Source organism: Geobacillus sp. FSL K6-0789, from assembly GCF_038593135.1.
GTDB lineage: Bacteria > Bacillota > Bacilli > Bacillales > Anoxybacillaceae > Geobacillus > Geobacillus stearothermophilus.
This window is the reverse complement of the sequence record NZ_CP151966.1, coordinates 1,285,494-1,311,799: the sequence shown is the minus strand read 5'-3', so window position 1 is coordinate 1,311,799 and position 26,306 is coordinate 1,285,494. Positions and strand designations below refer to the sequence as shown.

Below are 26,306 nucleotides of genomic sequence, written 5' to 3'. Positions count from 1 at the left end.
TTGCTCCATTTCTCCTTTATTATAGCAAAATAAAGCAGCCTTTCTGGGTATATTTGACCAGAAAGGCTTACTTGATCATTCAATACTATACAGCTTCAACTCGAATTCCTCTTCGGCATACAGCTCTGTGGCACGTCCTGATACGTCCTCTAAGCGTAAAACACATATTTCTCCCATTCGATACCGGTCTTCTAAAAGATGAAACACCACTTCTATTTGCCGTTCTGAAACTTCCCCAGTGGAATCAAAAGTAATCGTTACCTCATTCGAAATTCGCTCGTTATTGCGGTAAAACGCTGCCCGCAACGTTCGTGGTTGCTGCTCAGGTGAGACTTTTTCTTCTTGGAAAAATGGAACAATAAATCGGTAACTCGTAATGACTTTTTGAATCAAAGCAACCTGTACGTTTACCCGTTCCGCTTCAGATTTACGAGCTTTTCCTTTTATTTGCCGATATTCGATTAACGGAATAATGCTTTCTTGCGGCATTGCACCGCCATGAACAAACCGCAATCCGCCACCGGCAGTAAAACGATTCAGCCCCTTCGCAATTACCGCTTCACAATCCACACCTAAATAATCGAGAGAAACTTTGATCGCGCCAGCAGGGACCGTTAAGTTTTTCCCTATCGCAAAACGGCGATTCCCGTCATAGATCTCGCCTTTTAAACTTTCTGTCTTCTGAAACTGCTCGACTTGGGAAGTTTGATATAAAAAGCCGTGATCACTTGTTAGAAATATACGAACAGCTTCATACGTACCTGTTAATTTGCGAACGGCTGCTTTTATCCGTTCTAACACATTTTCGACTGCTTCATACGTATATGCTTCCGTTTTGCTCGAATCGCCAATCGCGTCAATGGCATCATGATACAAATAGACAACGCGCTTGCCACGAATATACTCTTGTCCTTCGTCTTTAGTTAATTGAATGAAGTCCTCCATTTTTAAAGCAATGGAATCCACTTCATACATTTGCAAAATGTTATTCCGGTTTTGCAAGCCTTTCGTAGAAAGATCATTTACATAAATCGTGCCATCTTCTTTTATCCCTGTAATCTTTCCTGGAAGCAACGCCGCCATTCCTAATTGCGTATAAGTAGGAAGCGTTGCCTGCATCGGAATGATTTTCACTTCTGTGTTTAAACGCTGTTGAAACTCTTCTAACAATTCCATTCCTATTTCATAACGAAGCGCATCGGAAATAATGACAAAAATACGCTCCCGTGTCGCCTCTAACAATGGCCGTATAAAATGTTGATAAAATTTTTTTTGCTGCATGACACTTGGAATGTTCCATTGTTTGCTGAGTCTTGTTTCCAACATGTGATCTGTATGTGCCGCTAACGTCATTAAATACTTATTCTCATACCAAAATGTTACTCTTTCTATTAATTGTTCGTAACGTTCCAAATTCGTTCCTTTTCTATACAGAAGATAAATATGGCGATAAAGTTGGTCGATACGGTAATACTTTTCTGTATACAACGAAAACCATTCTTGTTCGTTTTTCGGTGCATCATCTCGTTCAAAAATGATTTTCCATTCATAAAAATCAAGTACTTTCTCCAACAACTCATACTCTTGGGCAAAATGCGCCTGAGACCAATAACCTTTCCTTCGTTCCGCCAAAATACTTTTCCATTCGTTCACAAGAACCGTTTCATTTAATAATAATTCATGCAAAGCATCCAGCACTTTTCGTTCGATAATCGGGAACGTAAAACAACGAATGAACGCCTGATACGTATGCGTTTCTACTAATTGCGGCACATTCCACTTTTGTTCTAGTTCCAATAAAATCGTTTCTAATATTTCACGTTCGTCCGATTTCAACCAATCATCAATAAATACTTTACAAATATTTGGAACGCTACAAGGATAATGAACATGTAATACCCCTTCATCGATATTGGAAGCAACATGCTGGTAAACGATTGTTTCGATAATATGAGATAGACGGTGTTCTTCTTTCGGTGAGACGCCAAAATAATCTTCGATTAGCTCGAAAAACAGATTGACATCTAAATATTTGCTCATTTGCATGAGCGCTTCATTATCATCTGATATCCCGCCTTTTTTTGCGACAACGCTTTTCAATAACTCCTGTGGATGGATGCTTTTTGCATCACATAATACAGCCATCATCGTTTGCTTTACATCATTGGCATTTGGGTTATTTGGAAGCAGCTTTTTAAATTTGGCAACTCGTTGCTTGTTTTTAAAAAACGCCCAATGCTCCTCTATAAACGGTCGAATCGCTAAATGATCGATGCGAAGTTCTTTCATCATAATCGCGATTTCATCTGCTTGAAATTCTCCGTATTTGCCGCTGTAAAGAAGGATATCTAATAAAAAGTTATCCTCATCTTTCGGTTTGACAAATGGGGCGTATATTAAATACGAACTTTCCGTGTCCTCGAGTTCCAACAATACTTTTGTTTGGAACGCATTGTGATCGTTTAATTTCCAAACTTTGATTCCCTTTTCATTCAGCGCTTGTTCTATTTCTGCTAAATCACGATCCTCATTTTGCGCATCATACCAAAAGACAATCGCACGATCCGCGCCAATATTTTCCGTAAGCTGTTTTTCGAATAGTTGCAGTAACTCTTGAACAATATCCATACTTTACACCAACTCTCAATGTATTTCTTTTCCCTATTTTAAAGAAAGACAATCCAATGGCAAGTGAAAAAATGGATAGGAGACTTCCCCCTATCCATTTTGCAGTGGTTATCTTATTTTCGCAAGGATCGTTTTTAATTTCTCGTAGTTCACAACCACTCCGTCATCTAAATCTAAGGCAATGCGTTGGTTGGCAAGTTCCGCTAATTTTTTATCGAATTCAACGAGCTCTTCCTGCTGAGCTCTAATTTGTTTCAATTGCTTCTCATAACGCTTCTTCATCGCAGAAGATAAATCCGGATTGATAAGGTCTTGCTCGAGACGTTTTTCTTCTTGGCGCAGTTTTTCTTGTAAGTTTTGTACGTACGTAAAGCGCATTGTTGCTAATGTTTCTGGCGTGTAACGGTGTAAGTAAAATAACGCACGGAAACCTTTTTTCGAACCAGACTCAACCATCCAATAAATCGGACGTTTTTGATAAATTTTACAATGATCATCATAAAACTCATCGAAGAAATAACGACGCAAACGCTCTGTCGGTGTTTCGTTGTTTTTCATCGTTAATGACTCCGCTAACCAACGAAGATTTTCCGCTAACGTATCTTCGCCGAACATAATGATTAATAGCTCTTGCAAACGACTGATGACATCATCTTCAAAATAAGCTGTTTCCGTCAATGGAATGATGCCATCTTTATCAGGCTGGAATGTTTTATACTTCGAAGCATCCCACTCACCACCTGCATAAGCAAGACCTTCGACATCTAACGAATAACGCCCCATCATCAGACCAATGCAGTAGGACAAGAACGATTTTGCATCACGAACGCGATCCGCGCGGCGGACAGTTACTTCCTCATCTGGTACCTCTGGTGTCAATTCGTCCTGTAAACCGTATAGCTCAATAAAAATACGGTTCAACTCTTCTTCATTTTGTTGTAGTTGACGGAACTGCTTCTCCGCATGTTCCTCCCAGTTGGCATAGCATTTTTCTAATGTCTTCGCTTCTCTTCGGTAGGTGAGGAATGGGTGTTTCTTAAAATCCCAGGAAGTCTCGAAGGAGTTCCAATCTAATTTTGAGATCGTAATGCAATCTTGTACGATAGATTTAACAATCTCTGTTTGATTCTCATTAAATATTAATGGCAATTTCGAAATATCTCCGACTTGATAATTTAACGTAGGATTAATAAATCCAAGAATATACTTAGTAACTGTACTATTTAAGTAACCTAAAACATAAAATTTATAATCATCTAAATGAAATAATCCGGCAGAAGAATCTGTAAACATAAATCCATTTTCAAAATATCTAAATGACGTATCGGATGATGATATACGTGACCATCCTATATGCTCTTTAAATTGATAGTCAAGGTTTTGGGGACGGGAAAGCAGTTTTCCCTTCTCATTTTTTAAATTTCTTATGGAATATCCATCATTCTCCCAATCAAGGACATATTCTCTGTTCCCAAACCATTTGTTAAATGCTCCTCCTTTATTACAAGTAAACCATTTTTTATCATTAGATTTTTCATAAGAAGTTTCAAAACCTATACGATGAACATTAAGTTCAGTCCATCGCTTTAAAAATAAATTTGTATCTCCCGGACTAATTCCTAATTTTATATCATATATTTCAAATAGCTTGCGATTAAGAAAGCTATCCGTAACTATTTTAGAGGCCCAATAAGCAATTGGAGAGCCTGGAATCACGTTAAAGTTTTTGTTATCACACGAATAGCGATAATTCACATTATTTTTTATAGCTTCTTTTACCTTTATAGGTTGTAAATCAGCACCTTTAAATTCTTCTAATCTGATATACTCCCCAATGGATGTCCGATTTTGATTTTGAATTACAAACGTGCAAATTGGAACAGTTGCTTCCGTAAAAGCTGAGTATTCGAGTTGAATTAGACTCGAAATACTTTGATTTTTAATGATATATTTTCTTAGTTTTTCGTGTGATGCAATAAACATCCATGTAAATGGTGTCATTAGCGCAGCAAACCCATTTTCAACCGTCATTTGTGTGCAACGATAAATAAAGGCAGAGTATAAATCTGATTTATAATCTTTGTAGTTATCATTCATAAACTTCTTTAACACAGGATTGTACTTATTATGATAAGGCGGGTTCGTTACAACGACTTCATATTTTAATGCCAATAAGTATGCTTGTTTTAATAGTGGAAGAAGTTTTTCTTTTAACTCAATAATATATGTTTCTTCTAATAGTTCTACTTCATTAACGTCGTAGGATTCGATTGCTCCAATATATTTTAAATAAAATGATGCCTGTTCGTCTGGAACAAGTAACGAGCCAAACTGTTTTGCATTTTCAAACTTCTCTTGTAAAGCAGCAACCCAACTGACATCCCCTACTTTTTCTCCAAAGAAAGCGAGTGCTTCTTCTGAGATAGGCTCACTGTCGACAAACTCATGGATGTTTAGTTTTAAATCTGTTGCTTTCTTTAAAAAGCGACGGTATTTTTCTTGTCCTTTCATCATTAAAGCAAAGCTTGCCAGTTGAACAGCGCGTTTATCTATATCTAATCCATATAGATTTTTTTCAATAATGAGTTGTGGAATCTCACGTTCTGGATATCCCGCTTCTAAATACATGTCATATAACAAATCAAATGCATAAACTAAAATGTGTCCTGATCCACAGGCAGGATCGATGACCTTTATTTCTTCTAAAGAGATGTTTCCTGGTATTGGAAGCTTCTCGGATGATTTCAAATAATACTCCCAATCTTTTGCAAGATGATTTTCTGGCTTCCATTCGTCATATAGCTTTCCTAATGAGTTTTGCACCATATATTGCACAATCCATTTTGGCGTAAAAAGTTGGGTAACAACAGGTAAATCTTCTTTTTTGACAGCTGTGTTTTTCAATCCGCCTACTTGTTCCTTTTTTTCAGACATATAATATTGATACAACCAACCAATGACTTCTACATCCCCGAAGTTTTCGTCTCCAAGTTCTTTGCCTAGTTTGTTAATCAGCGAATCCGCATGCAACAACGACTCAGGCAACAATAACTCTGTATAGTCCGCTAACTTTTCAAATAAGAACGGCATGATTTCGTGCAATTCATTACATTGGGCAATTAATAACTTCCGATACGCTTCTTCCCGCTTTCCTTGTTGTAAAAGTGATGCAATCTCCTCTTTATCGATTGGCAAGTCCGTATATTGGTAATCGGTTAAAATATCCGGATCCACTTTTCCTTTCGTTTCGCTTGATAAAACACGAATTTTCGATGGCAAATAGTTGTGCACTTCCATGAAGCGAATCGCGATTAAGCGGTTAAACCACGTGTACGCGACTTCTTCAATCACTTGGTCATAACCTTTTGTTTCAATTTCTTTTAACAGTTTTTGTAGACCGTTTTTATAAGATAACGGCAGTTTTTTGCCGTTGATTTCGACATAATCCGCACCTGTTACAAGCGCAGGAGAGCCTTCGGGAGTAATCCCAAAGGCCTGTGCTCGTAATGAGATTTGATTGCGAAGTTCGTTGCGCGCATAAACAGCAAATTCTTTTAATGCTCGTTTGTTCATTGTCTCCTGACTCCTTCTACTTTTTAATGACGACAACTTTTCCATTCTGAATTTCTTTTAGCAGTTCCTGTTTCATTTTTTCTAATAAACGATCCACGTCATCTTCAGTACGAATTTCGACTCGACCGGACGGTATCATGACTTGGATGAATCGTGAGATTGGCACTTCCACTTGACGATCATCGCCGTCACTCGTTTCCGACTGATATTGTACATACAGTTCATATACTTTTTCTTCCAAACGACGCAAATCGTTTGTCGCCATTTGTGTGTAGGAATAGACACGGGAAATGCTGTCCATATCTTTCAGCTGCTCTATACGGGCTTGCAGCTCTTCTAATTCATGTTGAACCATTGCTTTGATCTCTTCGATGCTGTACCGCTCTTTCAGCTCTTCCATCTTGCGGCGAACTTCTTCCATTTGTTCAAGCTGAGCGCCTAACTCTTTTTTCACAAAGTTTGATAATTCCGTTCTTAATTTTTCGTTTAAGATTGGTAGATTAGGAATTTCTCGATAAGGATGATCCATTGTCAAGATGGAAACAATTTGATTTTTAATTTTTTGTACTTCCGTTTGATTTTTGGCGATATCTAAATCATCCGCACGCTCTTTTAATAGACGGACACTTTCATCAAAATAGCGAATGGCCGTTTTTGTATAAAATGCAGATAAAGTTTGTATATCCTCAAGCCATTCCTCTAAATCTTCATCCAACTCAATGAATTCCTCAACGAGATTCTCGCTCTTGGAATAAGACAACAATTCCTCGATGCTATTCTTTAATTTCGCGAGCTGAATGCCGCCTGGATATGGATATTGCGGATCTTCATATTCTTTTATTTTCAGCATCTCTGTTATTGGTTCTAAGAAATGTTTTTGCATTTGCTCGCGAATGTTCTTTGCAATTTCATCATACGTTTCGCCAACATCGTAGAAGTTAAATAGGTCACGCATCATTTCTACGACGATTTTACGTTTGTGGCTTGGAATGGCGATTTGCGCCTCAATCATTACTTTTTCGCGTTCAGACGCTTTTGTAATCCGAGAAATAAACTGTGGATGGCTCGTATCAAAACTTTCTCCTAAATACGTTAATTTTATTTTTCCATCATGCATTAAAGCAGCTACTAATCCGGCAATATCGTTTTCGCTCCAGCCGTAAGGCGCGCTTTTAAATTTTTCTACAAGCAATTTCATCGTCACCATTTGCCGGTTGCGGCTTTGTTCAAGGAAACGAAACACCGTGTCATACGCAAGATGGTTGGCAAACGTTCCATCTAATTTCGCTGGAAGACCTTTTGTTGCCCATTCATAAATCGTATCGTTCGCGTTTTTGACAGGAACCGGCTCTTCCATATAGCTTAAGTAGCTGTACGTATTACGGACAAGAATTTCAAAAGCGCTTTGCAGCTGATTTTCTAAACTGCCGTTAAAACGGTATTCTTGTCCTTGCACATAGTAAGTCGCATGCACTGCCGCTTCGGCTAGCGCTTCCTTAGCTTTCTTTTCAAATTCCGTGATTTGTTGGCGTTTTTCATCCAGTATTTTACGTTGTCTTTCCGTTAAGCTCGTTGAAATTTTTTTATTTGCATAGGATCGGATTTTCAACGCGTATTCCATCGGTTCAAAAAACTTTTCAGTAAATTCTTGTGGAATATGCATGACTAAAATGCCTGAGTTTGCCTCAGCCCGCGCTTGTTCTTCCGTGACATCCCCCGTGTATACTTGAAGGGTTAGTTCATGCGTTCGCCCACCGCGAGTGTACGTATCAAATATTTTATTGAATTCAAAGTCATGTGTTTTTTGATAACGATATGATTTCATTTGCACGATATCTTCAAAAAATATTTTGCCCAACTCATCAATGACATTTGCTTCGTTAATATGTTCGTGTTCAATCTCGCGATTCATCTCTTGTTCGTCATCGCTTAAGAACACGAACGTTTTATCCGCATTTTCCGCAATTAACATGTTTCGGCGAAGACGGTTTAACGAACGGCGAACTTCTTTTTCTAAATCATTTTTTATGCAGTCTACACTGTCGACAAGCAAAGTGGTAATATTTTCTACCGTTGCTTTAATCTGCTCGATCCCCTTGATCATAAATAACACTTTTAACACTTCAACGTCAAACTCTGTGATGCCTTCGCGTTTCGCAGCTGATGCGATCGTCGCCGAAACAGAGGTGCTTAAAAATCGTTTAACCGTTTCATAAAATTGGGAAAAACGAGCCAATTGGTTTGTATCTTGATCTTTTAATTGCAACGCAACTTCCTGGAAGGCATTTAATAAGGAACGTTCTCCGTGAGCTAAATGAGCTCCTGCCTCTCCTTGGCGGCGTACTTTATCAAAAACCCGTTGCAGCAATTCGACTTGATATGGGACGAACGGATAAATCGCCGCATATTCTTCTTCATTTTTGAATCCGCTTTGAAGCACGCACGTATCTTTTTCAAACGTTAGCGTATTGTTTAAACTTTGTCCGATTTGTTCGAATTCAACTTTTAAATGATCGGCAGCTGCCGGCCATTTTTCTAATAGACGGCGTTTAATGACTTCGTCCGTATTAGAGCTCGTTAAGTGAATACGTGTCGCGAAACGGCCTTGAATTTTAGAAAAATTGTCAGCGCCTTTAATTTTTGTTACGGCATCGATTTGTTCTTGAGAAGTAACAATCACCCACACTTTTCCTTGGCAATAGTTTCCTAAATCTTCGACAACGGTTTGTAGATTTAACATAAGGTTCGGATCATCGCCAATATACTGACCGATTTCGTCGACAAGGAATGTAAGGCGGTAGTTGTCTCCTTTCTCTTTGACGTGTTTGGCCACGATTTTGGCAAATTCCTCTGAGCTGATTTCAAACGTTTTCTTAGCCGCGTCCAAGAAGCCTGCCGACGTTTCTTCGTCATATCCTAATCTAGCTAACGCCTGAATGAACGGTTTGCGTTTTAATAAAATCCGCGCCCGTTCTTCCTTCCACGGTTTCCCTTCTATTTCTTCAAAATGTCTTACGAATTCCTCGTATACTCCTTCGTCCGCCAATTGCCGCTCGATATGGGCAATCCAAGGCGTTGGAGAGTATCCTAGATATTCGTTAAATACTTTTAAAAATACTTCTACAATAGTTGCTTTTTCTTTTTTACCGCCCGCTGATTTGGAATCAACGTTAAATAAAATTGCATGGCTATCATACGTTGCGGAGCGCTGCATCATTTCTAATAATTCTTGGTCATCTGTTTTTTCTGTAAAGAAATCAACCGCTCGTTTGCCATATACGGTTTCGTTGTTGAGCAAATAGGATAAAATTTTTAGAAAATGGGATTTACCTGAACCAAAAAAGCCGGAAATCCATACTCCTATTTTTGTCGTCGGATGGTCAAAACTATAAGTGTAGTTTTCAAAGAAATACTTCATATTTTCGCTGATTTCTTTCGTCATGACATATTCTTCTAATTCGCTGTGAACCACTTTTTCGTCGTATTGTCCCGCTTGCACTACCCCATTAATTTCACGGTCAATCGGCTTTTTAAACAGTTCCTGAATAGTAAATGTGTTTTGTAACACTGCGAACCCTCCTCTGTCCATTAGATAGAAAATGCCCGATAATATCCGTTGGATTCGAAACGATTAAATAGGCTCAGGCCTTGCCCTGTATATGTTCCCGGATAAAAAATAACGATTGGCACGTTGGTTACTTTCGGATGCAATTGATTTAGCAATTCATGAGCCCGCACTAATGGAAATACACTTCCAATCCCGGTGATAAAAATGATTTGTGCTTGTTCTGCCGCTTCGGCAATTTTGTCTACTAGCTGTTCTTCTTCGATCGTTGGGCGCAAAGCGTCAAACAAGGCTTCCGTTCCTTGTTCTTCCTCAAATTGTTTTAACCCTTCTAATCCAATATCGTCAAATAGTTCAATAACCATTTTCAATAAATTGAGCACTTTAATGTTTAAATGAATCCGATTCGTAAAATATCGGATCGATTGGCGGACAATCAACTCATGTTCCGGTTCGTAATCAAAAATGAAGTATGGTACTTCATTTCCTAATCCTCTCATCTGCAAAAATTCATCTTTTTGAATCTCTTCAAAAAACCGATCTAATTTTTTTTGAATCTCCACTGCAAACCTCCTATATTATTCGTTTAATGTTAAGATGAGTAAGTCGCGATACACCGGATTTCGTTCGACGTAATCACGCAACTCTCTGCTTAATGGAATCGGTTTGATTTCGTATTCGTTTCCATTTTTCTTAAGCAATTCGGCATCTACTATTATTTTTAACATCACTTGCTTTAGTTTATATTTTGTTTTATCGGTCCAGTTTCTCACTTGTTCATATTGCTGTTCCTTTTCTTCAAAAAACGTGCGAATATTTCCTTCTGTCACCGTTGACTTAAATTTTTTCATGTTATAATGGATCACTTCCAAAACAAAATCACGAGGAAACGTAAAACGTTTTAAAAATGCATATAGCAGGAGCGCGTTTTGGTCGGAACGTGCTCCATGTATTAGAAAAAACTTTAGCTGCTGATCAAGGACTTCGGCTCGCCGATAAACGCGAGGAAATAGGTCTTTTATTGCCGCTTCGCTGCGACAATGAAGTAAATTTTCTTCAAAAACTTTTTTCTTTATTTCCTCTTTCGATAACCCTTGTAGTTGTAAATGAACAATGATTTTCATTTCATTTCTATAAAGGTGTTCCGCTGTAAATCCTCCGGAATATTTCTTCAACACTACATCCCAACCTTTACGATTTTTCGTCTAATTGTTTTCGCATTTCCGCCCAGCGGTGCCAAACTTTTAACCAAGCATGGAAATCGTAATATCGTTCGCGGTCATCTTCAAACGCTTCTTCAACAAACTCTTCTTCTTCGTCATCAAATAAACGAATCATATCTTCCTTTTTCACACGTTTTACCGCTTCCACTTGTGGTTCCACATACGGATCGTTTATATCCGTAATTAACCAGTCGGCAAATGATTTTCGTGGTTTTGGCGGCGCGCTAGGGTCTCGTTCTTCCAATAGCGGCGATATATTTCCACGGTAAAATAGATGTAAGTCGTGATGAGCGCGAGTAATAGACATATACAACATCTTAGCATGTTGCGTTTCATCTTTAAATGTCTCGTCACTAACATCTTCGATAATCACCGCATCAAACTCAAGGCCTTTGACTAAATAGGAAGGAATAATGACGATTTTCTCTTTCAGCGCTTGGTTTCCTTCTGTAATCACTTCCATTTGCGTAATTTGACGTCTCATTAACTGATCATACGTATCAATAGCTCCTTGTTTGGAAGCTGTTAAAATCGCAATTTTTTTATAACCTTTTTCTTCAAATATTCGTATTGAATTTACTATTTCATCATAAAGTTCACCGATGCTTTCAACTTTCTTAATCGTAGGAACGTCCCCTGGACGGTTTACAGGAATAACAAGCGGAAAATCATAATTGCTATTTAATAACACCCTGTTGGCCAAATCCATAATTTGTTTTGTCGAGCGGTAGCTTGTCTGCAAGTGAAGTCTTTTAAACTCTTTTTCTTTAAAAACATACGATTCTATTTCTTCCCAACGGTCAAGTCCATAGAAAGAAAAGATTCCTTGCGCAATATCGCCTAATATCGTCATCGATTTCGCATAATCTTTCATAATCGCAAGTTGAAACGGGCTATAATCTTGCGCTTCATCAATAACAATGTGTTCGTACTGCAGTTTTTTTCCATTGATTTTCGCATCTAAATAAATGAGCGGGGCAATATCTTCATACATAAAACGTTCCTGTTTAATTTGTCTTCCGTTTTTCAGTAAAAGACTTAGCAATTCTTCATCGATATCCGGATGAAATTTCTCAAATACTTTTTTCTGGAACACCGATTTATACATTAACAACGCAGGAATATTTTCCATCTTTTTCACAATAAGCGAGATTTCATGCTGCATTTTCTCTTGAAAGATCTTCATACGCAATTGTTTTGCTTTTTCTAATGCTTCATATACCGCTTTTCTTTCTTCTCCTTCCGGAAGCGTTACAACCCATTTCCGATACGCTTCCTCAAATTCATCTTCAATTTGTTGTTTGCGAATGTTGATTTGTTCATTGCTCCAATTTAAGATAAATGTAAACTAGCACATTATTTCAGAATCCCTTTTTCAAATTATTTCAGGCGGATTCGGAAATAATGTGCAAAATTTTTGCGGATTGTTCCGGATTTTGCACATTCTTTCGGAACGTTTGCACGCTCTTTCAGATGAAGATTTCCAGCGCGCCTGATGGACCTATGGAAAAGAGAAAGCACAAAAGAGGCCGATTCGGCCCCTTTCGTGCTAATACCCCATTTCCTCTGCGGCCATGCGCACCACTTCTTCGTCAATGGCGTCCTTTTTCAGCTGATACCCGTATAACAGGCACGTCGTGGCCAACGTGTTGATCACCCGAGGCCATCCCCGCGACTGCAGGGCAATCGCCTCTAACGCCGATGGGGTGAAGATCGGATGCTTCGCCCCGGCCTGTTTCATCCGATGTTCGATGTAGCCCGCCACCTCTTCCTTCTCCAGCGGCCCCATCCGGTATCGCATGATGATCCGCTGGTCGAGAGGGCGGTGCTGATTGAGCCGCAGCTTCCCCTGTAAATGGGGCAGCCCGGCCAAAATCAAGACAAATGGGTTGGTCGAATCCATCTCAAAGTTGAACAAGATCGCGATGTCCTGTAAAAATGCATCCTTCGCTAAATGCATCTCATCCAAAATGAACACCGGCGTGATCCGCCGTTCATGATACAATCGCTCGATCGCCTGCTGGATTTGGCGGAAGAGGTCTACCTTGCGGTACTTCGGTTCCTCTCCTAATCCCAAGGCCAGTCCACGGTAAAAATCCATCACGCCTCCGGTGGATAACGGAAAGTAGACGACATGATACAATGATGGATTCAATGACTCTTTCAGCGCCCGAAGGGCGAACGTCTTGCCCGCCCCCGGCTCTCCGATCAACAGCCCGATCCCCCGGGTTCGTTTCACGTACTCCAGCGCCCGCAACGCTTCCTGAAATGACGCCCCTTGATACGCCTCGGACGGGTCTGTTTCTTTCGCAAACGGCTCCCGCGAAAGGGAGTAAAACGATTTATACACCGTGTTCTCCCTCCTTCGCCGGAATCGCCGCAAACGGGGACCGATGGCGTTTTACATAGGCATTGTCCTCCAAACGCACCCGAATGGCTTCCGCCACCCGTTTGCCCTCTTCGTACACATAGACGCCTCGTTCGTCATAGCGGAGCTCAATCGATTGCCCAATGAACCGAGGCGGCACTTCGTATAGCTGTTTATTCAGGGTGATTGTGCCATCGGCTTTCACCTTGCGGTGCTCCCGTTTCAGAAAAATCGCATCCAGCCAATCGCCATCTTCGATGAACGACACGAGATGCACTTGCGATTGAAACACCTCATGCGGCGTTTTTCCGTCCAGTGAGGCGTGCGGTTTTCGATGATACTCCTCTTCAAGCCACTTCCAAAAACGCTCGTTCAACTCGTCAAGCGATTTCGGCGGATTCAGCTCCAACAGTGGATAAAACCGTGTCTGTACGGTGCGGAAGAACCGTTCGATTTTTCCCTTGCTTTGCGGGTCATACGGCTGGGTGTGGATGAGTGTAATCCCCATCTCGGCGCACGCATACTGCAGCACCTCGGACCGATAAATTTTCCCGTTGTCCGAGTAAATGCGTTTCGGCTTCCCGCAACGAAGCACCGCTTCCTTCGTGACGATCCGCAGCCCGTCAAACTTCTCCGAAGGGAAAAATTGGGCATATGGCACTAACCGCGAGCAGTCATCGATATACGCGATCAAAAACGTTTTCTGGGCTTTCCCATGGACGCGAATCGTGGGTCCATGGGATAAGTCCCCTTGCCATAGCTCATTGATCTGGTCATACGCAAAACGCTTTCGCTCCGGCATCGGCAAGATTTCTTTTCCCACCAGGTTGTGTTTTTTCAACAATCGGTATATAGTAAAGTAAGAGGTATGATTTTCTGGGATTTCCCCCTGCTCGATCAGGTGTTCGTAGAACACCGTCACGGGCATGGTGGGATGTTCTTTTCTTAGGGCTAAAATATGATCCTCATCATCGGGCGACAGACGCCTTGAGTGGCCGCGGTCCGAACGGCGCTTCGGCTTTAAGGCGTCAAAGCCCCCTTTTTTGTATCGGGTGCACCAATCGAGGATCGTCTTGGCTGCGATTCGTTTGTCTCCCTGGTGGGGAACATGGTGCACTCGCTCGCTCACCTCTTTCAGATACGTCTTCGGTTCCACCTGCCCATTCACCAACGGAGCGATTAGCCCGTACCGAAACAGGGCAATGTCGTGTCTCATCGACTCATTCATTCAAATCTCCTCCTTGTCTCACTTGGAATCAGGACCGTTCCGGTCCGTCTGCCCTTATCGTACCGAATTGCTTTTTCTCCGTCGATAGGAAAGGTTTGTGGGAACCGAAACTATTTCCAATTTAGGGTATGTATGTAAAATCAGGATCCCATTTAATTCGCAAAAGGGTGTCGGAATCCGCCCTCCCACATCTCTCTGATGGCCGAATCAAGACCGTGTTCCTCTAACGTCTGGATCCACCAAGAAGCCCGTTCCTTTTCTTTTTTCACGATAGGGCCTATGATCCTCCACCGCCTCGCAAAAAAGCTGTGAAGGCTTGATAGGTTTCGGTAGAACCGTCGGACATAAAAGATGATGCCGTCCTTTGTCGGGAGAAACGGAGCCTGGTTCGTCCTTTCGGTCAATCCCAACTGCTCTTTCACGACTTGCCATATGGCGGACAACGTATACTGAAAATACGGGAGGAGAAAGGAAGGCAGCACACTCACCGTCTTCAAGCATTCCCGACAGCGATACCGGACAATCCAAATGCGATAATCACCATGTGGGGTCAATGCGTTTCGCTCATAGTAACCGTGGCGGTGCAACGGGCGCTTGGCCCGGCAATGCGGACACTTTTTCAGAAGAGGGAAGTCGTTTTCTTTTCCACGCTCTGCATACGTTTGGACGTCAATGCCAAAGTCATGAAATTGGATCACGTCCTCCTCCCCCTCCTATGAACCGATGGATTTTCTCTTCCGAAATAATTCACAAAAAATTTAGCACATTCTTTCAGAAAAGGGGAGAGGGCTTTCTGAAGGAATGTGCAAAAAAATGTCTCTTTTGTTCCGAAATAAAGTGATAATTTACAATAAACTCTTTTACTTCTTTCATGCGTACATTGAGAGGCAAATGTTCTTTGGCATGATAAAATTGATGAATTTCTTCCTTGGAAAGAATAACCCCGCTTTCAATAACGATGTCACCATGCGGGATCATCGTATTGCCGATGTACTCAACAAAGTCATCTAGAAGCTTTTTAAATCGAAGCGATCCTTTATACTTAGCAATTTTTATCAAGTCTTCTTTTTCCGTTGACCCGTATACATGTACATATTGCTCATGTAAGTCAGGAATATCATGAACATCGGTAAAATAAGTAGATGCCCAATCGTAAAATGTTCGTTGCTCAATCCCCTCAATTTCGATTTCCGGTACGATATCTTTAATATAGGATAAGAAAATCTCGTTCGGCGCTAAAATAAGAATATCTTTCGGTTTGACTTGCTCGTGATATTGATATAAAAGATATGAAATGCGATGCAGTGCAATCGTTGATTTTCCGCTTCCAGCCGCACCTTGGACGATAATCGTATCTTTCAGTGGCAGGCGGATAATTTCATCTTGTTCGGCTTGAATGCTAGCAATAATATCCCGAAGTCGATGAGCTTCTTCGGTATTGGTCAAAATTTCTTTTAAATAATCGTCCATGTATTTTACTTTTTCGCCGTTGTCATTTTCAATGATTTCCGATTTTCCAATATCGGTTACTTTAATCACTTTTCCGTTTTTAATGACGATGCCGCGTTTTCCGTGAATCGTTACCGGTCTGTTTTCTTTTCCGATTTGGAAAGTCTTTTGCACACCTTGGTAGGCATTATATAATCTTCCTAAATCCGTCCGCCAATCAACAACAATCAATTCTCCATCTTTTTCAAGACCCTTTTTCCCAATATAAATAGTTTCCCTTCCAAATTCATCTTCAAAATCCAACCTTCCAAAGTATGGATGAGGTCGTATCTCTTGAAGCTTTTTTACTTCTTTCTTGGCATATGCAATGAGCTGGGCCTCTACAGCATCTTTTGCGGTTTTATTCATGTTTTGTTTATTTTTTTCTAACAGCTCATCAATAACAGATATCGTCATATTCAAGCGTTCCTGCTCTTTTTTTATAATGTCTTGCATATATATCCCCACCGTTTTTATTTAATACACGTGCTTATGCATTACCCGTATCATCTTCTATGTAATGTTGCCGCTAACGGCTCATCACGCTCTCGGCGTGGCCCATCGGACGCATGCCGGTCGTCTCCACCCCTTGCTCCGACAGCCACTCCCGGTAGTCCCGGATACATCCCGGCATCGACTCGATCCGGCCGATCATGGTCACCAGCTGCTGTTCTTTCGCTTCGTCCTTCAACGTGCCGATCGCGCTGTTCAACTCCACGAGAAGTCCTTCTTCGTCTTGTTTCGCCAGCTTCTTCCGCACCTCTCGCCAACGCGGATGGCCGGACAGACACTGACGCAGCTCCCGCGCCACATGAAATCGATCCAGCTGAAAGCACACCCGCTTTCCAAAATACTCTCGGCAGGCCGTGATCCACGACGCCGCATCGCCGTTGATGACCAACAGGTCCCGGCACGGATCATAGGCATATTCCTGCATCAGCCACTCCTCAAACCGTTCCCACACGTCCCCCGTCCCTTCATGGAGTAAAATGTTTCATGGACTCTCTCCCTCCTGTTTTCGGTTGATGCTGATAATCACCATCATAACAGGAAGAGAGTCCTTTTTGCATGTTTTGGCTTCTACCACGCTTCACTGGGTGGCCCCGACAGGAATTACGAATAAGAGTTGGTAACCCTCGTCAGGGGATCATTTCGGAATGTCACCCACAAATATTTTACTCACACGACAAAAGAGGTTGCTCTAAACAATCCTATTAAGGGATTACCGAGCAATGCCGTCTTTCATCCCATGATTGAAACCATGTGCTTTCAGACGGCTTTTTCTGTAAAATGCGCCGCCGCAATCGATAGTTTGCTGCCTTTTGTGATATGCGCTTTCAACGCATCGCCGACTAGGCCGTTTTGTCTGTTGTCAATCATCCCTTTTGTCTTCATGCACGAATGGCTCCTTGTTTCTTTTCTTTATGGTTTTATTTTACGAAAACAACTGGTAGGATGTTGTTGAAATTTGTCGAAACTATAGATTGATTATCATAGACACAGCTTAAGAACGAGGGCTCTGTTTCGATCTAGGAACGAATTGATCGAACTCGACGTCAAGGCGCAAGACATCCAGCCTCTCCATCAACGATGGGCGCAAAAAATCCTCCCGATTTTCGTCGGGAGGGTGCAAAAAGTGAGTGATTAAGCTTTTCCGGCTCTTCACCACAAGTTGTACTTGATCATTACGGCAAGATAGGTGCGCATTGGGAAAATAGAGGATACAAAAAATGCGAATTTTCCCGTATGGTAAAGGAGACCGAGCCAAATCATCGGAGGAAAATTCACATGTACTCTCAGTTGATCAAAGAACTCATCGATTTCCCTATTATGCGCTAAACTTGAACATTTAGGTTATGATCCTGTCTGCTTGTACCATCAATGATGAAAGGAGTATTCAATGCCTGCGAAATTTTAAAAAGCGTCTCTACCCTAGGACTTGTAAGTCCCGCTTCAATTCTCCCAATCGTGGATTTTGGAACTCCAATGCGATCTGCCAGTTCCTGTTGAGACATATTCAGCTGCTTTCGTCTTGTTTTAATCTGTGCAGCTATCGTTCCTTCCAATCGAAGTTTTTGAACATGTTGCTCGCCTCGAATGGCTGCATATTTCTTAAAAAAATCACTCATTGTTTTTCCCTCCCAGTCCATTAATAAAGGCAAGGGTCGAAAGCGCAATAACGTTCATATGCTGATTCAGCCGGCACAATATCCTCTCGTCTTATCGCTCCGTTATACTGCTTGTCAAAATAATGAAGCAATATGACTTTTGAAAAATTGTGAATCGCAAATATAATTCTGTGATTTCCAGTTCTTCCACCTCTTATACCCCATCTGTAAAAATGATCATAACGAGTATTCATGCGAAGATGTTTCAACGACGGAGGGATGATATCATCCGGAAAGCTGTTGTGTAAATTATCACTTTATTTCGGAACAAAAGAGACATTTTTTTGCACATTCCTTCAGAAAGCCCTCTCCCCTTTTCTGAAAGAATGTGCTAAATTTTTTGTGAATTATTTCGGAAGAGAAAATCCATCGGTTCATAGGAGGGGGAGGAGGACGTGATCCAATTTCATGACTTTGGCATTGACGTCCAAACGTATGCAGAGCGTGGAAAAGAAAACGACTTCCCTCTTCTGAAAAAGTGTCCGCATTGCCGGGCCAAGCGCCCGTTGCACCGCCACGGTTACTATGAGCGAAACGCATTGACCCCACATGGTGATTATCGCATTTGGATTGTCCGGTATCGCTGTCGGGAATGCTTGAAGACGGTGAGTGTGCTGCCTTCCTTTCTCCTCCCGTATTTTCAGTATACGTTGTCCGCCATATGGCAAGTCGTGAAAGAGCAGTTGGGATTGACCGAAAGGACGAACCAGGCTCCGTTTCTCCCGACAAAGGACGGCATCATCTTTTATGTCCGACGGTTCTACCGAAACCTATCAAGCCTTCACAGCTTTTTTGCGAGGCGGTGGAGGATCATAGGCCCTATCGTGAAAAAAGAAAAGGAACGGGCTTCTTGGTGGATCCAGACGTTAGAGGAACACGGTCTTGATTCGGCCATCAGAGAGATGTGGGAGGGCGGATTCCGACACCCTTTTGCGAATTAAATGGGATCCTGATTTTACATACATACCCTAAATTGGAAATAGTTTCGGTTCCCACAAACCTTTCCTATCGACGGAGAAAAAGCAATTCGGTACGATAAGGGCAGACGGACCGGAACGGTCCTGATTCCAAGTGAGACAAGGAGGAGATTTGAATGAATGAGTCGATGAGACACGACATTGCCCTGTTTCGGTACGGGCTAATCGCTCCGTTGGTGAATGGGCAGGTGGAACCGAAGACGTATCTGAAAGAGGTGAGCGAGCGAGTGCACCATGTTCCCCACCAGGGAGACAAACGAATCGCAGCCAAGACGATCCTCGATTGGTGCACCCGATACAAAAAAGGGGGCTTTGACGCCTTAAAGCCGAAGCGCCGTTCGGACCGCGGCCACTCAAGGCGTCTGTCGCCCGATGATGAGGATCATATTTTAGCCCTAAGAAAAGAACATCCCACCATGCCCGTGACGGTGTTCTACGAACACCTGATCGAGCAGGGGGAAATCCCAGAAAATCATACCTCTTACTTTACTATATACCGATTGTTGAAAAAACACAACCTGGTGGGAAAAGAAATCTTGCCGATGCCGGAGCGAAAGCGTTTTGCGTATGACCAGATCAATGAGCTATGGCAAGGGGACTTATCCCATGGACCCACGATTCGCGTCCATGGGAAAGCCCAGAAAACGTTTTTGATCGCGTATATCGATGACTGCTCGCGGTTAGTGCCATATGCCCAATTTTTCCCTTCGGAGAAGTTTGACGGGCTGCGGATCGTCACGAAGGAAGCGGTGCTTCGTTGCGGGAAGCCGAAACGCATTTACTCGGACAACGGGAAAATTTATCGGTCCGAGGTGCTGCAGTATGCGTGCGCCGAGATGGGAATTACGCTCATCCACACCCAGCCGTATGACCCGCAAAGCAAGGGAAAAATCGAACGGTTCTTCCGCACCGTACAGACACGGTTTTATCCACTGTTGGAGCTGAATCCGCCGAAATCGCTTGACGAGTTGAACGAGCGTTTTTGGAAGTGGCTTGAAGAGGAGTATCATCGAAAACCGCACGCCTCACTGGACGGAAAAACGCCGCATGAGGTGTTTCAATCGCAAGTGCATCTCGTGTCGTTCATCGAAGATGGCGATTGGCTGGATGCGATTTTTCTGAAACGGGAGCACCGCAAGGTGAAAGCCGATGGCACAATCACCCTGAATAAACAGCTATACGAAGTGCCGCCTCGGTTCATTGGGCAATCGATTGAGCTCCGCTATGACGAACGAGGCGTCTATGTGTACGAAGAGGGCAAACGGGTGGCGGAAGCCATTCGGGTGCGTTTGGAGGACAATGCCTATGTAAAACGCCATCGGTCCCCGTTTGCGGCGATTCCGGCGAAGGAGGGAGAACACAGTGTATAAATCGTTTTACTCCCTTTCGCGGGAGCCGTTTGCGAAAGAAACAGACCCGTCCGAGGCGTATCAAGGGGCGTCATTTCAGGAAGCGTTGCGGGCGCTGGAGTACGTGAAACGAACCCGGGGGATCGGGCTGTTGATCGGAGAGCCGGGGGCGGGCAAGACGTTCGCCCTTCGGGCGCTGAAAGAGTCATTGAATCCATCATTGTATCATGTCGTCTACTTTCCGTTATCCACCGGAGGCGTGATGGATTTTTACCGTGGACTGGCCTTGGGATTAGGAGAGGAACCGAAGTACCGCAAGGTAGACCTCTTCCGCCAAATCCAGCAGGCGATCGAGCGATTGTATCATGAACGGCGGATCACGCCGGTGTTCATTTTGGATGAGATGCATTTAGCGAAGGATGCATTTTTACAGGACATCGCGATCTTGTTCAACTTTGAGATGGATTCGACCAACCCATTTGTCTTGATTTTGGCCGGGCTGCCCCATTTACAGGGGAAGCTGCGGCTCAATCAGCACCGCCCTCTCGACCAGCGGATCATCATGCGATACCGGATGGGGCCGCTGGAGAAGGAAGAGGTGGCGGGCTACATCGAACATCGGATGAAACAGGCCGGGGCGAAGCATCCGATCTTCACCCCATCGGCGTTAGAGGCGATTGCCCTGCAGTCGCGGGGATGGCCTCGGGTGATCAACACGTTGGCCACGACGTGCCTGTTATACGGGTATCAGCTGAAAAAGGACGCCATTGACGAAGAAGTGGTGCGCATGGCCGCAGAGGAAATGGGGTATTAGCACGAAAGGGGCCGAATCGGCCTCTTTTGTGCTTTCTCTTTTCCATAGGTCCATCAGGCGCGCTGGAAATCTTCATCTGAAAGAGCGTGCAAACGTTCCGAAAGAATGTGCAAAATCCGGAACAATCCGCAAAAATTTTGCACATTATTTCCGAATCCGCCTGAAATAATTTGAAAAAGGGATTCTGAAATAATGTGCTAGTTTACAGCATATTGTTTTTGAAGTTTGGCTGGATCTGTAGTAAAATGAAAGTGCTCTTGCATGGGGGATCTCTCCTTTCGAATGTTGGGTGACACTTTCATTCTACTGGAGATCCGCCAGCAAGGGCTATTTTTATGCTTGTCTGAGTTTTATCTAGCACCACGGGTTATATAAGTTTTAACACCAGACAAACGTTCAAACGTTTTAATAAGATAATGGAGAGGTATAAAAACAATCTTCATTTTAAATATAAGTAACTATTCAACCTCCCGCTAGTTAATTTTATAGGAAAGAAGCACGAAGAGGGCTTTTTCTCTCCCAGAAAGCCTCCATTATAGCGATAGAAATCTTCCCTTTTGGTCAGTTGTAACGACAGAATTATAGTCCCATAAGCAACATGTAGAAAAACATCTGAAAATCGAAAAGAGTTGAACCAGTATCTCGACACACACAAATTATGTATTGCTCTAACTTTACCAATGTTCGTCTACTTTAATCGGTTTTCGATTTAAATATTAAATATGGTGTCATCCCCAACATTGGTGCTATCGCTTATTAATTGTTAGCGGCTTATTTCGGGAACATATTTCCCTGAAAAATTTCAGAATATTTATCTTCAATAATTTTTAAGTTGTTAAAGCCTACACCTATGATTAATACCTGAATCCGTGATAAAGACGCGTTCAAAGCTGCCAAGAAAACTGGATCAATCAACAAAATATTGCACTCGGGGTTCTTCACCTAATAGGTGAACATTCGAAATGGAGTCGAAGTCTCGACACGATTGGGTTTCCCAGCATTTTTGATACACTTCTGTCACGGATTCAGGATTAATAAAAATTTTTACTTATTATACCATTTTAAAAAGAACCTGAATCCGTGATGGTTGGAAATCAACTTTGATTTTGGTGTTAGTTCTATGGATATATGATCCATACATCCCTTTTTTTGATGATTCCCTGCACCACTTTCATGTTTGAAAACGAGATAAATCCTCTTTTATGGAGATACAACTCACATTTCGCACCCTAACAAGGTCAAAACAAAGGATTTTTTATTTAGTTTTTCAGAATAACTTTTTGACCAACACAACGAGCGATGGCAATCCTTTTTTTACCATCGCTGGTCGTTCCGTATGACGTTACACGTAAATGCTCTCATCCAGCCCCAACCCCTGCAGAATCCTTCGCTGATCAGGGGTAAGGGAGCGATCCAGTGAGCGTTGGATGCGCCCATCCGGCAGCTCCAGGAGGACGACGTTCACATATTGAAACAGCTGAAAAATCGCCTGTCCCGTCGGCCGGGTCAGCTTGCGGCCTCCAGGACCCTTCAACGGGTGTTCTGGAGTAATAAACTGACGCACTCGGCGCTGAAAAACGCGGTAAATCGCCAAGGCCAACAGAAACAAATAGCCTAATACTGCGACCCGTTCTGGTTTTTTGACGTAAATCTCATCCGTGAAAAACGGATCTTTCAAAAAAGCGAAGTTCATTTCCACCGAGATCTGCCCTTTATATAGCTTCAAGATCTCTTGGGCATCCATTTGTTGGCCCTTCCATTCCTCCGGAACGGTCGTGACAAGGACAAACCGGGACGCTTTCCGTCTTGCCTGTTCCCACGCGTTTTGGTCGAATTCGACGTCAAGGCGCAAGAGATACCGCGTCTCCATCTCGGGTTCCACCCCTTTTTTCGGCCGTCCGCGCCGTTTTTTCGGGCGTACGATCTCTTCGACCGCGGCCTTGACCTGATGAAACCGTGGGCGAAGGGACATCTTGAGGGACGCCAAGGCTTGTTCAGCGTCTTCCCGGCACGAGAAAGGGTGGCGCTCCCAATGGGCTTGTTCCTCGCGAAGAAGCTCCGCTTCTTTGGTTCGTTCTTTTTCGAGCGTCTTTCCTTTTCGCTGGTCGAGCGCACTCGATTCGACGACGATCAGCCGAACGGGGTGGCCTTCATAGGTGGAGGATGTTTCCCATACCCGGTACGTGGCGCCGTTTCTCTCCGCCAGGGTAAAGGGTTCGCTCCACGGGATGTGAGGCGAATCGGCCTCCGCTAATGCCCATTTCACGATCCGAAGCGACGAAGGGCCTCGGGTGATCAAAAAGGCGTTGGCCGCTTTGGTTTGCGCCAGAGTGTCTTTTGTCATCGCGGCGGAATCGGCCACGTAAATCCATTCGTCTTCCATCTTGGCTTGTTTGAGCTGTTCGTGGACACGGGACAGCACCTCCGGATTCCACGTTTTGTCAGGCAGGTTGCCGTCGTGCACATCGCCGTAAAACGGGATGCCGTCCTCGTTGCCGACCAGTCCGAAGCCGATCTGTTTTTGCCAACGATGATGGCGGTTATAGCCATGTGTGATTTGTAAGGCCTCTAACGAGGCCGATTCATACGCGCCGTAAACGGTCTTGTCCGTCGTATCGGCGTGAAAGGCTCGGAGGGAAAGGGGCCTTCTTTGCGATAAATGTGAATCAAGCAAGTGCTGATCACCTTGTGAATGTCGGCCTCATACAAGCGGTCGAGATGACGAGCCAAGGCATCGTCGTTCAACCAGGAAGGATGGAGACCGGGACGGATGAGTTTCTCACAATCGACCTCCTGAGCCCAATGTTCCAAGTGAACAAGGGCTTGCCGGCCGTCAAACATATTGTAGAGGATGGCCTGAACGGCATCGCTGACTCGCGTTTGGCACTGCGGATCGACGGGCACGAGATGGTCAATCAATTGAGGCAGACCCAGTTTCTTGAATAGGGCACTTATTATATTCAAATAAGAATTGCGATAGACCTTTTTGACTTGAACGTTCATAAGAGAAAAACTCCTTTACGTTCCTTGTGTGTCAAGGATTCATTCGACATCGGAACGAAAAAATCCTCCCGATTTTCGTCGAGAGGGTGCGAAATGTGGGGTAGGAGCCGATCGGTGTGTCAATTTTAAACCAACTCGGCAGTTTGACGTACACTTTTACGTTCTCATCGTGTTCAAAACGTTTGGCGAACCGCTCTTCCACATCGGAATCGTAAAGGATATGGTCAAACGGCGATTTTTCGCTCGGGATGGCGTTGTCGTTCAAATAGGCGAGGAGCTTTTCATTTTGGAGTTGCGGTGGCATTTCTCAAATAGGCGGCTGAAATCAAAAACGCGCCCTTCGGAAATAACAGTTTGTACACAATCGCCTTCTCATTCCCGTCGAATGCTGTGGAGAAATTCCGCATCGATTACTTTCCTGTCATCGACAAGATCTAGCAGTTCGTCGTGTGGCCGAATCTCATCATTTCCGTCGGAATAATAAAGAGTGATATGCACTCCTTCTGATTGTGCGATTTGCAACGCGGGCAAAAAATCACTGTCCCCCGTCAACAATGCCGCATGAGTGATTAATTTCTTCGTACTATGCATAACCAAATCGGTTGCTAGCATCACATCGATCCTTTTTTGCTCAAACACTGGAAACCCACGCTCATCAATGCCACGAAATGCTAGCTTTCCCTCCCGGACGGTAAAACTACCAAGCCGGTTTAGTCTTTTGAAAAAACGTTGTGCATGGGAGAAATAGTCTTTTTCCTCTAGAGATGGATAGGATGATTGATGGGGAAGGCAATGGTAGTAGTACGTTCGTAAAAGCAGATGGCCTTGAGCCATTTGTTGAGCAAGCTTGCTGTAATCGATTTTGGCTTTTCCATGCCATTTCAACACATGGTCGAGATATCCACCATCAATAAATAAGGCAATTCGCGAATACAACGCATTCCCTCCCGTCCATGGCAATGAATACAAAAGGAGCGGCGATGCCGCCCCTCTCTCTTGACCTGCCATCCATCCGAACGGCAGCGGTTATTCTAAATATCATTATAATTGGAAAAACGGTGCATGTAAATCCCCCAGTTGAGACGAACAGATCATTCGCATCGAGCCGGTTCGCCCCGAGAAGCTGTTAGATTTCCGAGGCATAGGCAACGTTTTTGTGATGTTTGACTTGCTCTCGATGTCGTCTTGGCCTCGCTGGGCACTTCATTTGCCTTTTTCAGCAACTGTTCTTTTGGTTGAACACATGTCTTTGGGTTTCCAACCGCGCCATCCGATCGATGAGATGCCTTTTCCAGCCAAAAACAGAATAAGTTCATTGCGGTCCCCCACTCAGATCATCCCACCATTTTTTATTCGAATTCCTCACCTTTTCTAGCGATGACAAATATATAAAAACAACCGTTCCAGTTCCTCCGGCTCTAACTTTCGAACCAGGATAATAAACTCCCTATGGAATGAAGGATAAATGCTGCTAATGCTTTCTATTTCGTATTGCAACGCTTCTTCAGATGATGCCGATTGTATCCCCGTTAGTAATTGCCTTTGCTTCTCGACAGGGTACCCTTTTTCGTTCATGAATATTAGTACATTCTTGATTTGTTGAATAAATAACGGGGAGTTCTCGGTCCATTCATCGATTCGTTTCCGCCAATCCCCATTTTGTATGCTAGAGTTTTCAGATGAATTCTTTTCAAACAGCTGTTTTAAGGCATAATATAACTCTTTCGCTTCCGCTTCTGAAAGGGTAACTCCCTTGCCCATTTTCGCATGTGAGGCATCCCAATCCCGTATATCATATTTCGGAGGATATCCGTTCCAGCTCACAAGATTTAGTTCCTTATTCCATCCTTTGGGCGAACTAGACAACGTCGCAATTCGTTTTTTGATTTCAAACTGAATCGTCGCCAAACAAACCCGCTCCC

At 43.1% G+C, this 26,306-nt stretch carries 16 protein-coding genes and 5 pseudogenes; 3 read left to right on the top strand and 18 right to left on the bottom strand.

Translation table 11 applies throughout. The features are described 5' to 3' along the window. Positions 1-75 precede the first annotated feature (75 nt). From pglZ to NSQ51_RS06735, 13 genes and pseudogenes are all read right to left on the bottom strand, one after another. Positions 76-2,628: a BREX-1 system phosphatase PglZ type A gene (gene pglZ, locus NSQ51_RS06795; RefSeq protein WP_049625367.1), complete on the bottom strand. Its 2,553-nt coding sequence runs from the start codon at positions 2,626-2,628 to the stop codon at positions 76-78. A gap of 108 nt (positions 2,629-2,736) precedes the next feature. Next, positions 2,737-6,201, bottom strand: coding sequence for a BREX-1 system adenine-specific DNA-methyltransferase PglX (gene pglX / locus NSQ51_RS06790; RefSeq protein WP_121650141.1), 3,465 nt, complete (start codon positions 6,199-6,201; stop codon positions 2,737-2,739). Positions 6,202-6,217: 16 nt separating this feature from the next. Next, entirely contained in the window at positions 6,218-9,769 is a 3,552-nt protein-coding gene (gene brxC, locus NSQ51_RS06785; RefSeq protein ID WP_049624985.1) for a BREX system P-loop protein BrxC, read from the bottom strand. A 20-nt stretch (positions 9,770-9,789) separates the two neighbouring features. Next, on the bottom strand, positions 9,790-10,329 hold the full coding sequence (locus NSQ51_RS06780) for a DUF1788 domain-containing protein (protein ID WP_015863617.1): 540 nt from the start codon (positions 10,327-10,329) through the stop codon (positions 9,790-9,792). 15 nt (positions 10,330-10,344) lie between these two features. Further along, on the bottom strand, positions 10,345-10,944 hold the full coding sequence (locus NSQ51_RS06775) for a DUF1819 family protein (RefSeq protein ID WP_033010176.1): 600 nt from the start codon (positions 10,942-10,944) through the stop codon (positions 10,345-10,347). Positions 10,945-10,957: 13 nt separating this feature from the next. After that, positions 10,958-12,283, bottom strand: a complete 1,326-nt coding sequence (locus NSQ51_RS06770) for a 3'-5' exonuclease (protein WP_342462757.1) — start codon at positions 12,281-12,283, stop codon at positions 10,958-10,960. Between the two features lie 255 nt (positions 12,284-12,538). Further along, positions 12,539-13,339: an AAA family ATPase gene (locus NSQ51_RS06765; protein ID WP_064213564.1), complete on the bottom strand. Its 801-nt coding sequence runs from the start codon at positions 13,337-13,339 to the stop codon at positions 12,539-12,541. Then, a complete protein-coding gene (locus tag NSQ51_RS06760) occupies positions 13,332-14,585 on the bottom strand; it encodes an IS481 family transposase (protein WP_094239815.1) in 1,254 nt (417 codons plus the stop codon). Before NSQ51_RS06760 ends, NSQ51_RS06765 begins: the two co-directional genes overlap by 8 nt. 152 nt (positions 14,586-14,737) lie before the next feature. Beyond that, positions 14,738-15,283, bottom strand: coding sequence for a DUF6431 domain-containing protein (locus tag NSQ51_RS06755; RefSeq protein WP_033011705.1), 546 nt, complete (start codon positions 15,281-15,283; stop codon positions 14,738-14,740). Positions 15,284-15,356: 73 nt separating this feature from the next. Next, positions 15,357-16,529 carry a hypothetical protein gene (locus tag NSQ51_RS06750; protein ID WP_121650210.1) on the bottom strand — a complete coding sequence of 391 codons (1,173 nt, stop codon included), beginning with the start codon at positions 16,527-16,529 and terminating at the stop codon, positions 15,357-15,359. A gap of 76 nt (positions 16,530-16,605) precedes the next feature. Further along, positions 16,606-17,058: pseudogene (locus NSQ51_RS06745) on the bottom strand (UPF0236 family protein); the annotation flags it as partial. Between the two features lie 284 nt (positions 17,059-17,342). Continuing rightward, positions 17,343-17,468, bottom strand: coding sequence for a hypothetical protein (locus NSQ51_RS06740; protein WP_255404861.1), 126 nt, complete (start codon positions 17,466-17,468; stop codon positions 17,343-17,345). A 440-nt stretch (positions 17,469-17,908) separates the two neighbouring features. Next, positions 17,909-18,202, bottom strand: a complete 294-nt coding sequence (locus NSQ51_RS06735; RefSeq protein ID WP_021321279.1) for a helix-turn-helix transcriptional regulator — start codon at positions 18,200-18,202, stop codon at positions 17,909-17,911. 434 nt (positions 18,203-18,636) lie between these two features. Here NSQ51_RS06735 and NSQ51_RS06730 point away from each other — a divergent pair, with 434 nt between their 5' ends. The 3 genes from NSQ51_RS06730 (at position 18,637) to NSQ51_RS06720 (ending at position 21,381) form a co-directional block, all read left to right on the top strand. After that, a complete protein-coding gene (locus NSQ51_RS06730) occupies positions 18,637-19,182 on the top strand; it encodes a DUF6431 domain-containing protein (protein WP_033011705.1) in 546 nt (181 codons plus the stop codon). A 152-nt stretch (positions 19,183-19,334) separates the two neighbouring features. Next, entirely contained in the window at positions 19,335-20,588 is a 1,254-nt protein-coding gene (locus NSQ51_RS06725; RefSeq protein WP_117219280.1) for an IS481 family transposase, read from the top strand. Continuing rightward, positions 20,581-21,381 (top strand): AAA family ATPase, encoded by an 801-nt coding sequence (locus NSQ51_RS06720; protein WP_064213564.1) that lies wholly within the window; start codon positions 20,581-20,583, stop codon positions 21,379-21,381. The genes NSQ51_RS06725 and NSQ51_RS06720 overlap by 8 nt, the downstream gene beginning before the upstream one ends. A 1,342-nt stretch (positions 21,382-22,723) precedes the next feature. Here NSQ51_RS06720 and NSQ51_RS06715 read toward each other — a convergent pair. The 5 genes and pseudogenes from NSQ51_RS06715 to NSQ51_RS06695 form a co-directional block, all read right to left on the bottom strand. Then, a pseudogene (locus NSQ51_RS06715) lies at positions 22,724-24,384 on the bottom strand (IS1634 family transposase). Between the two features lie 100 nt (positions 24,385-24,484). Beyond that, positions 24,485-24,673 (bottom strand): annotated as a pseudogene (locus NSQ51_RS06710) (hypothetical protein); the annotation flags it as partial. 83 nt (positions 24,674-24,756) lie between these two features. Continuing rightward, entirely contained in the window at positions 24,757-25,320 is a 564-nt protein-coding gene (locus NSQ51_RS06705) for an NYN domain-containing protein (protein ID WP_033008850.1), read from the bottom strand. Positions 25,321-25,447: 127 nt separating this feature from the next. Then, positions 25,448-25,555: pseudogene (locus NSQ51_RS06700) on the bottom strand (restriction endonuclease); the annotation flags it as partial. 551 nt (positions 25,556-26,106) lie between these two features. After that, positions 26,107-26,292 (bottom strand): annotated as a pseudogene (locus NSQ51_RS06695) (PC4/YdbC family ssDNA-binding protein); the annotation flags it as partial. Positions 26,293-26,306: the final 14 nt, after the last annotated feature.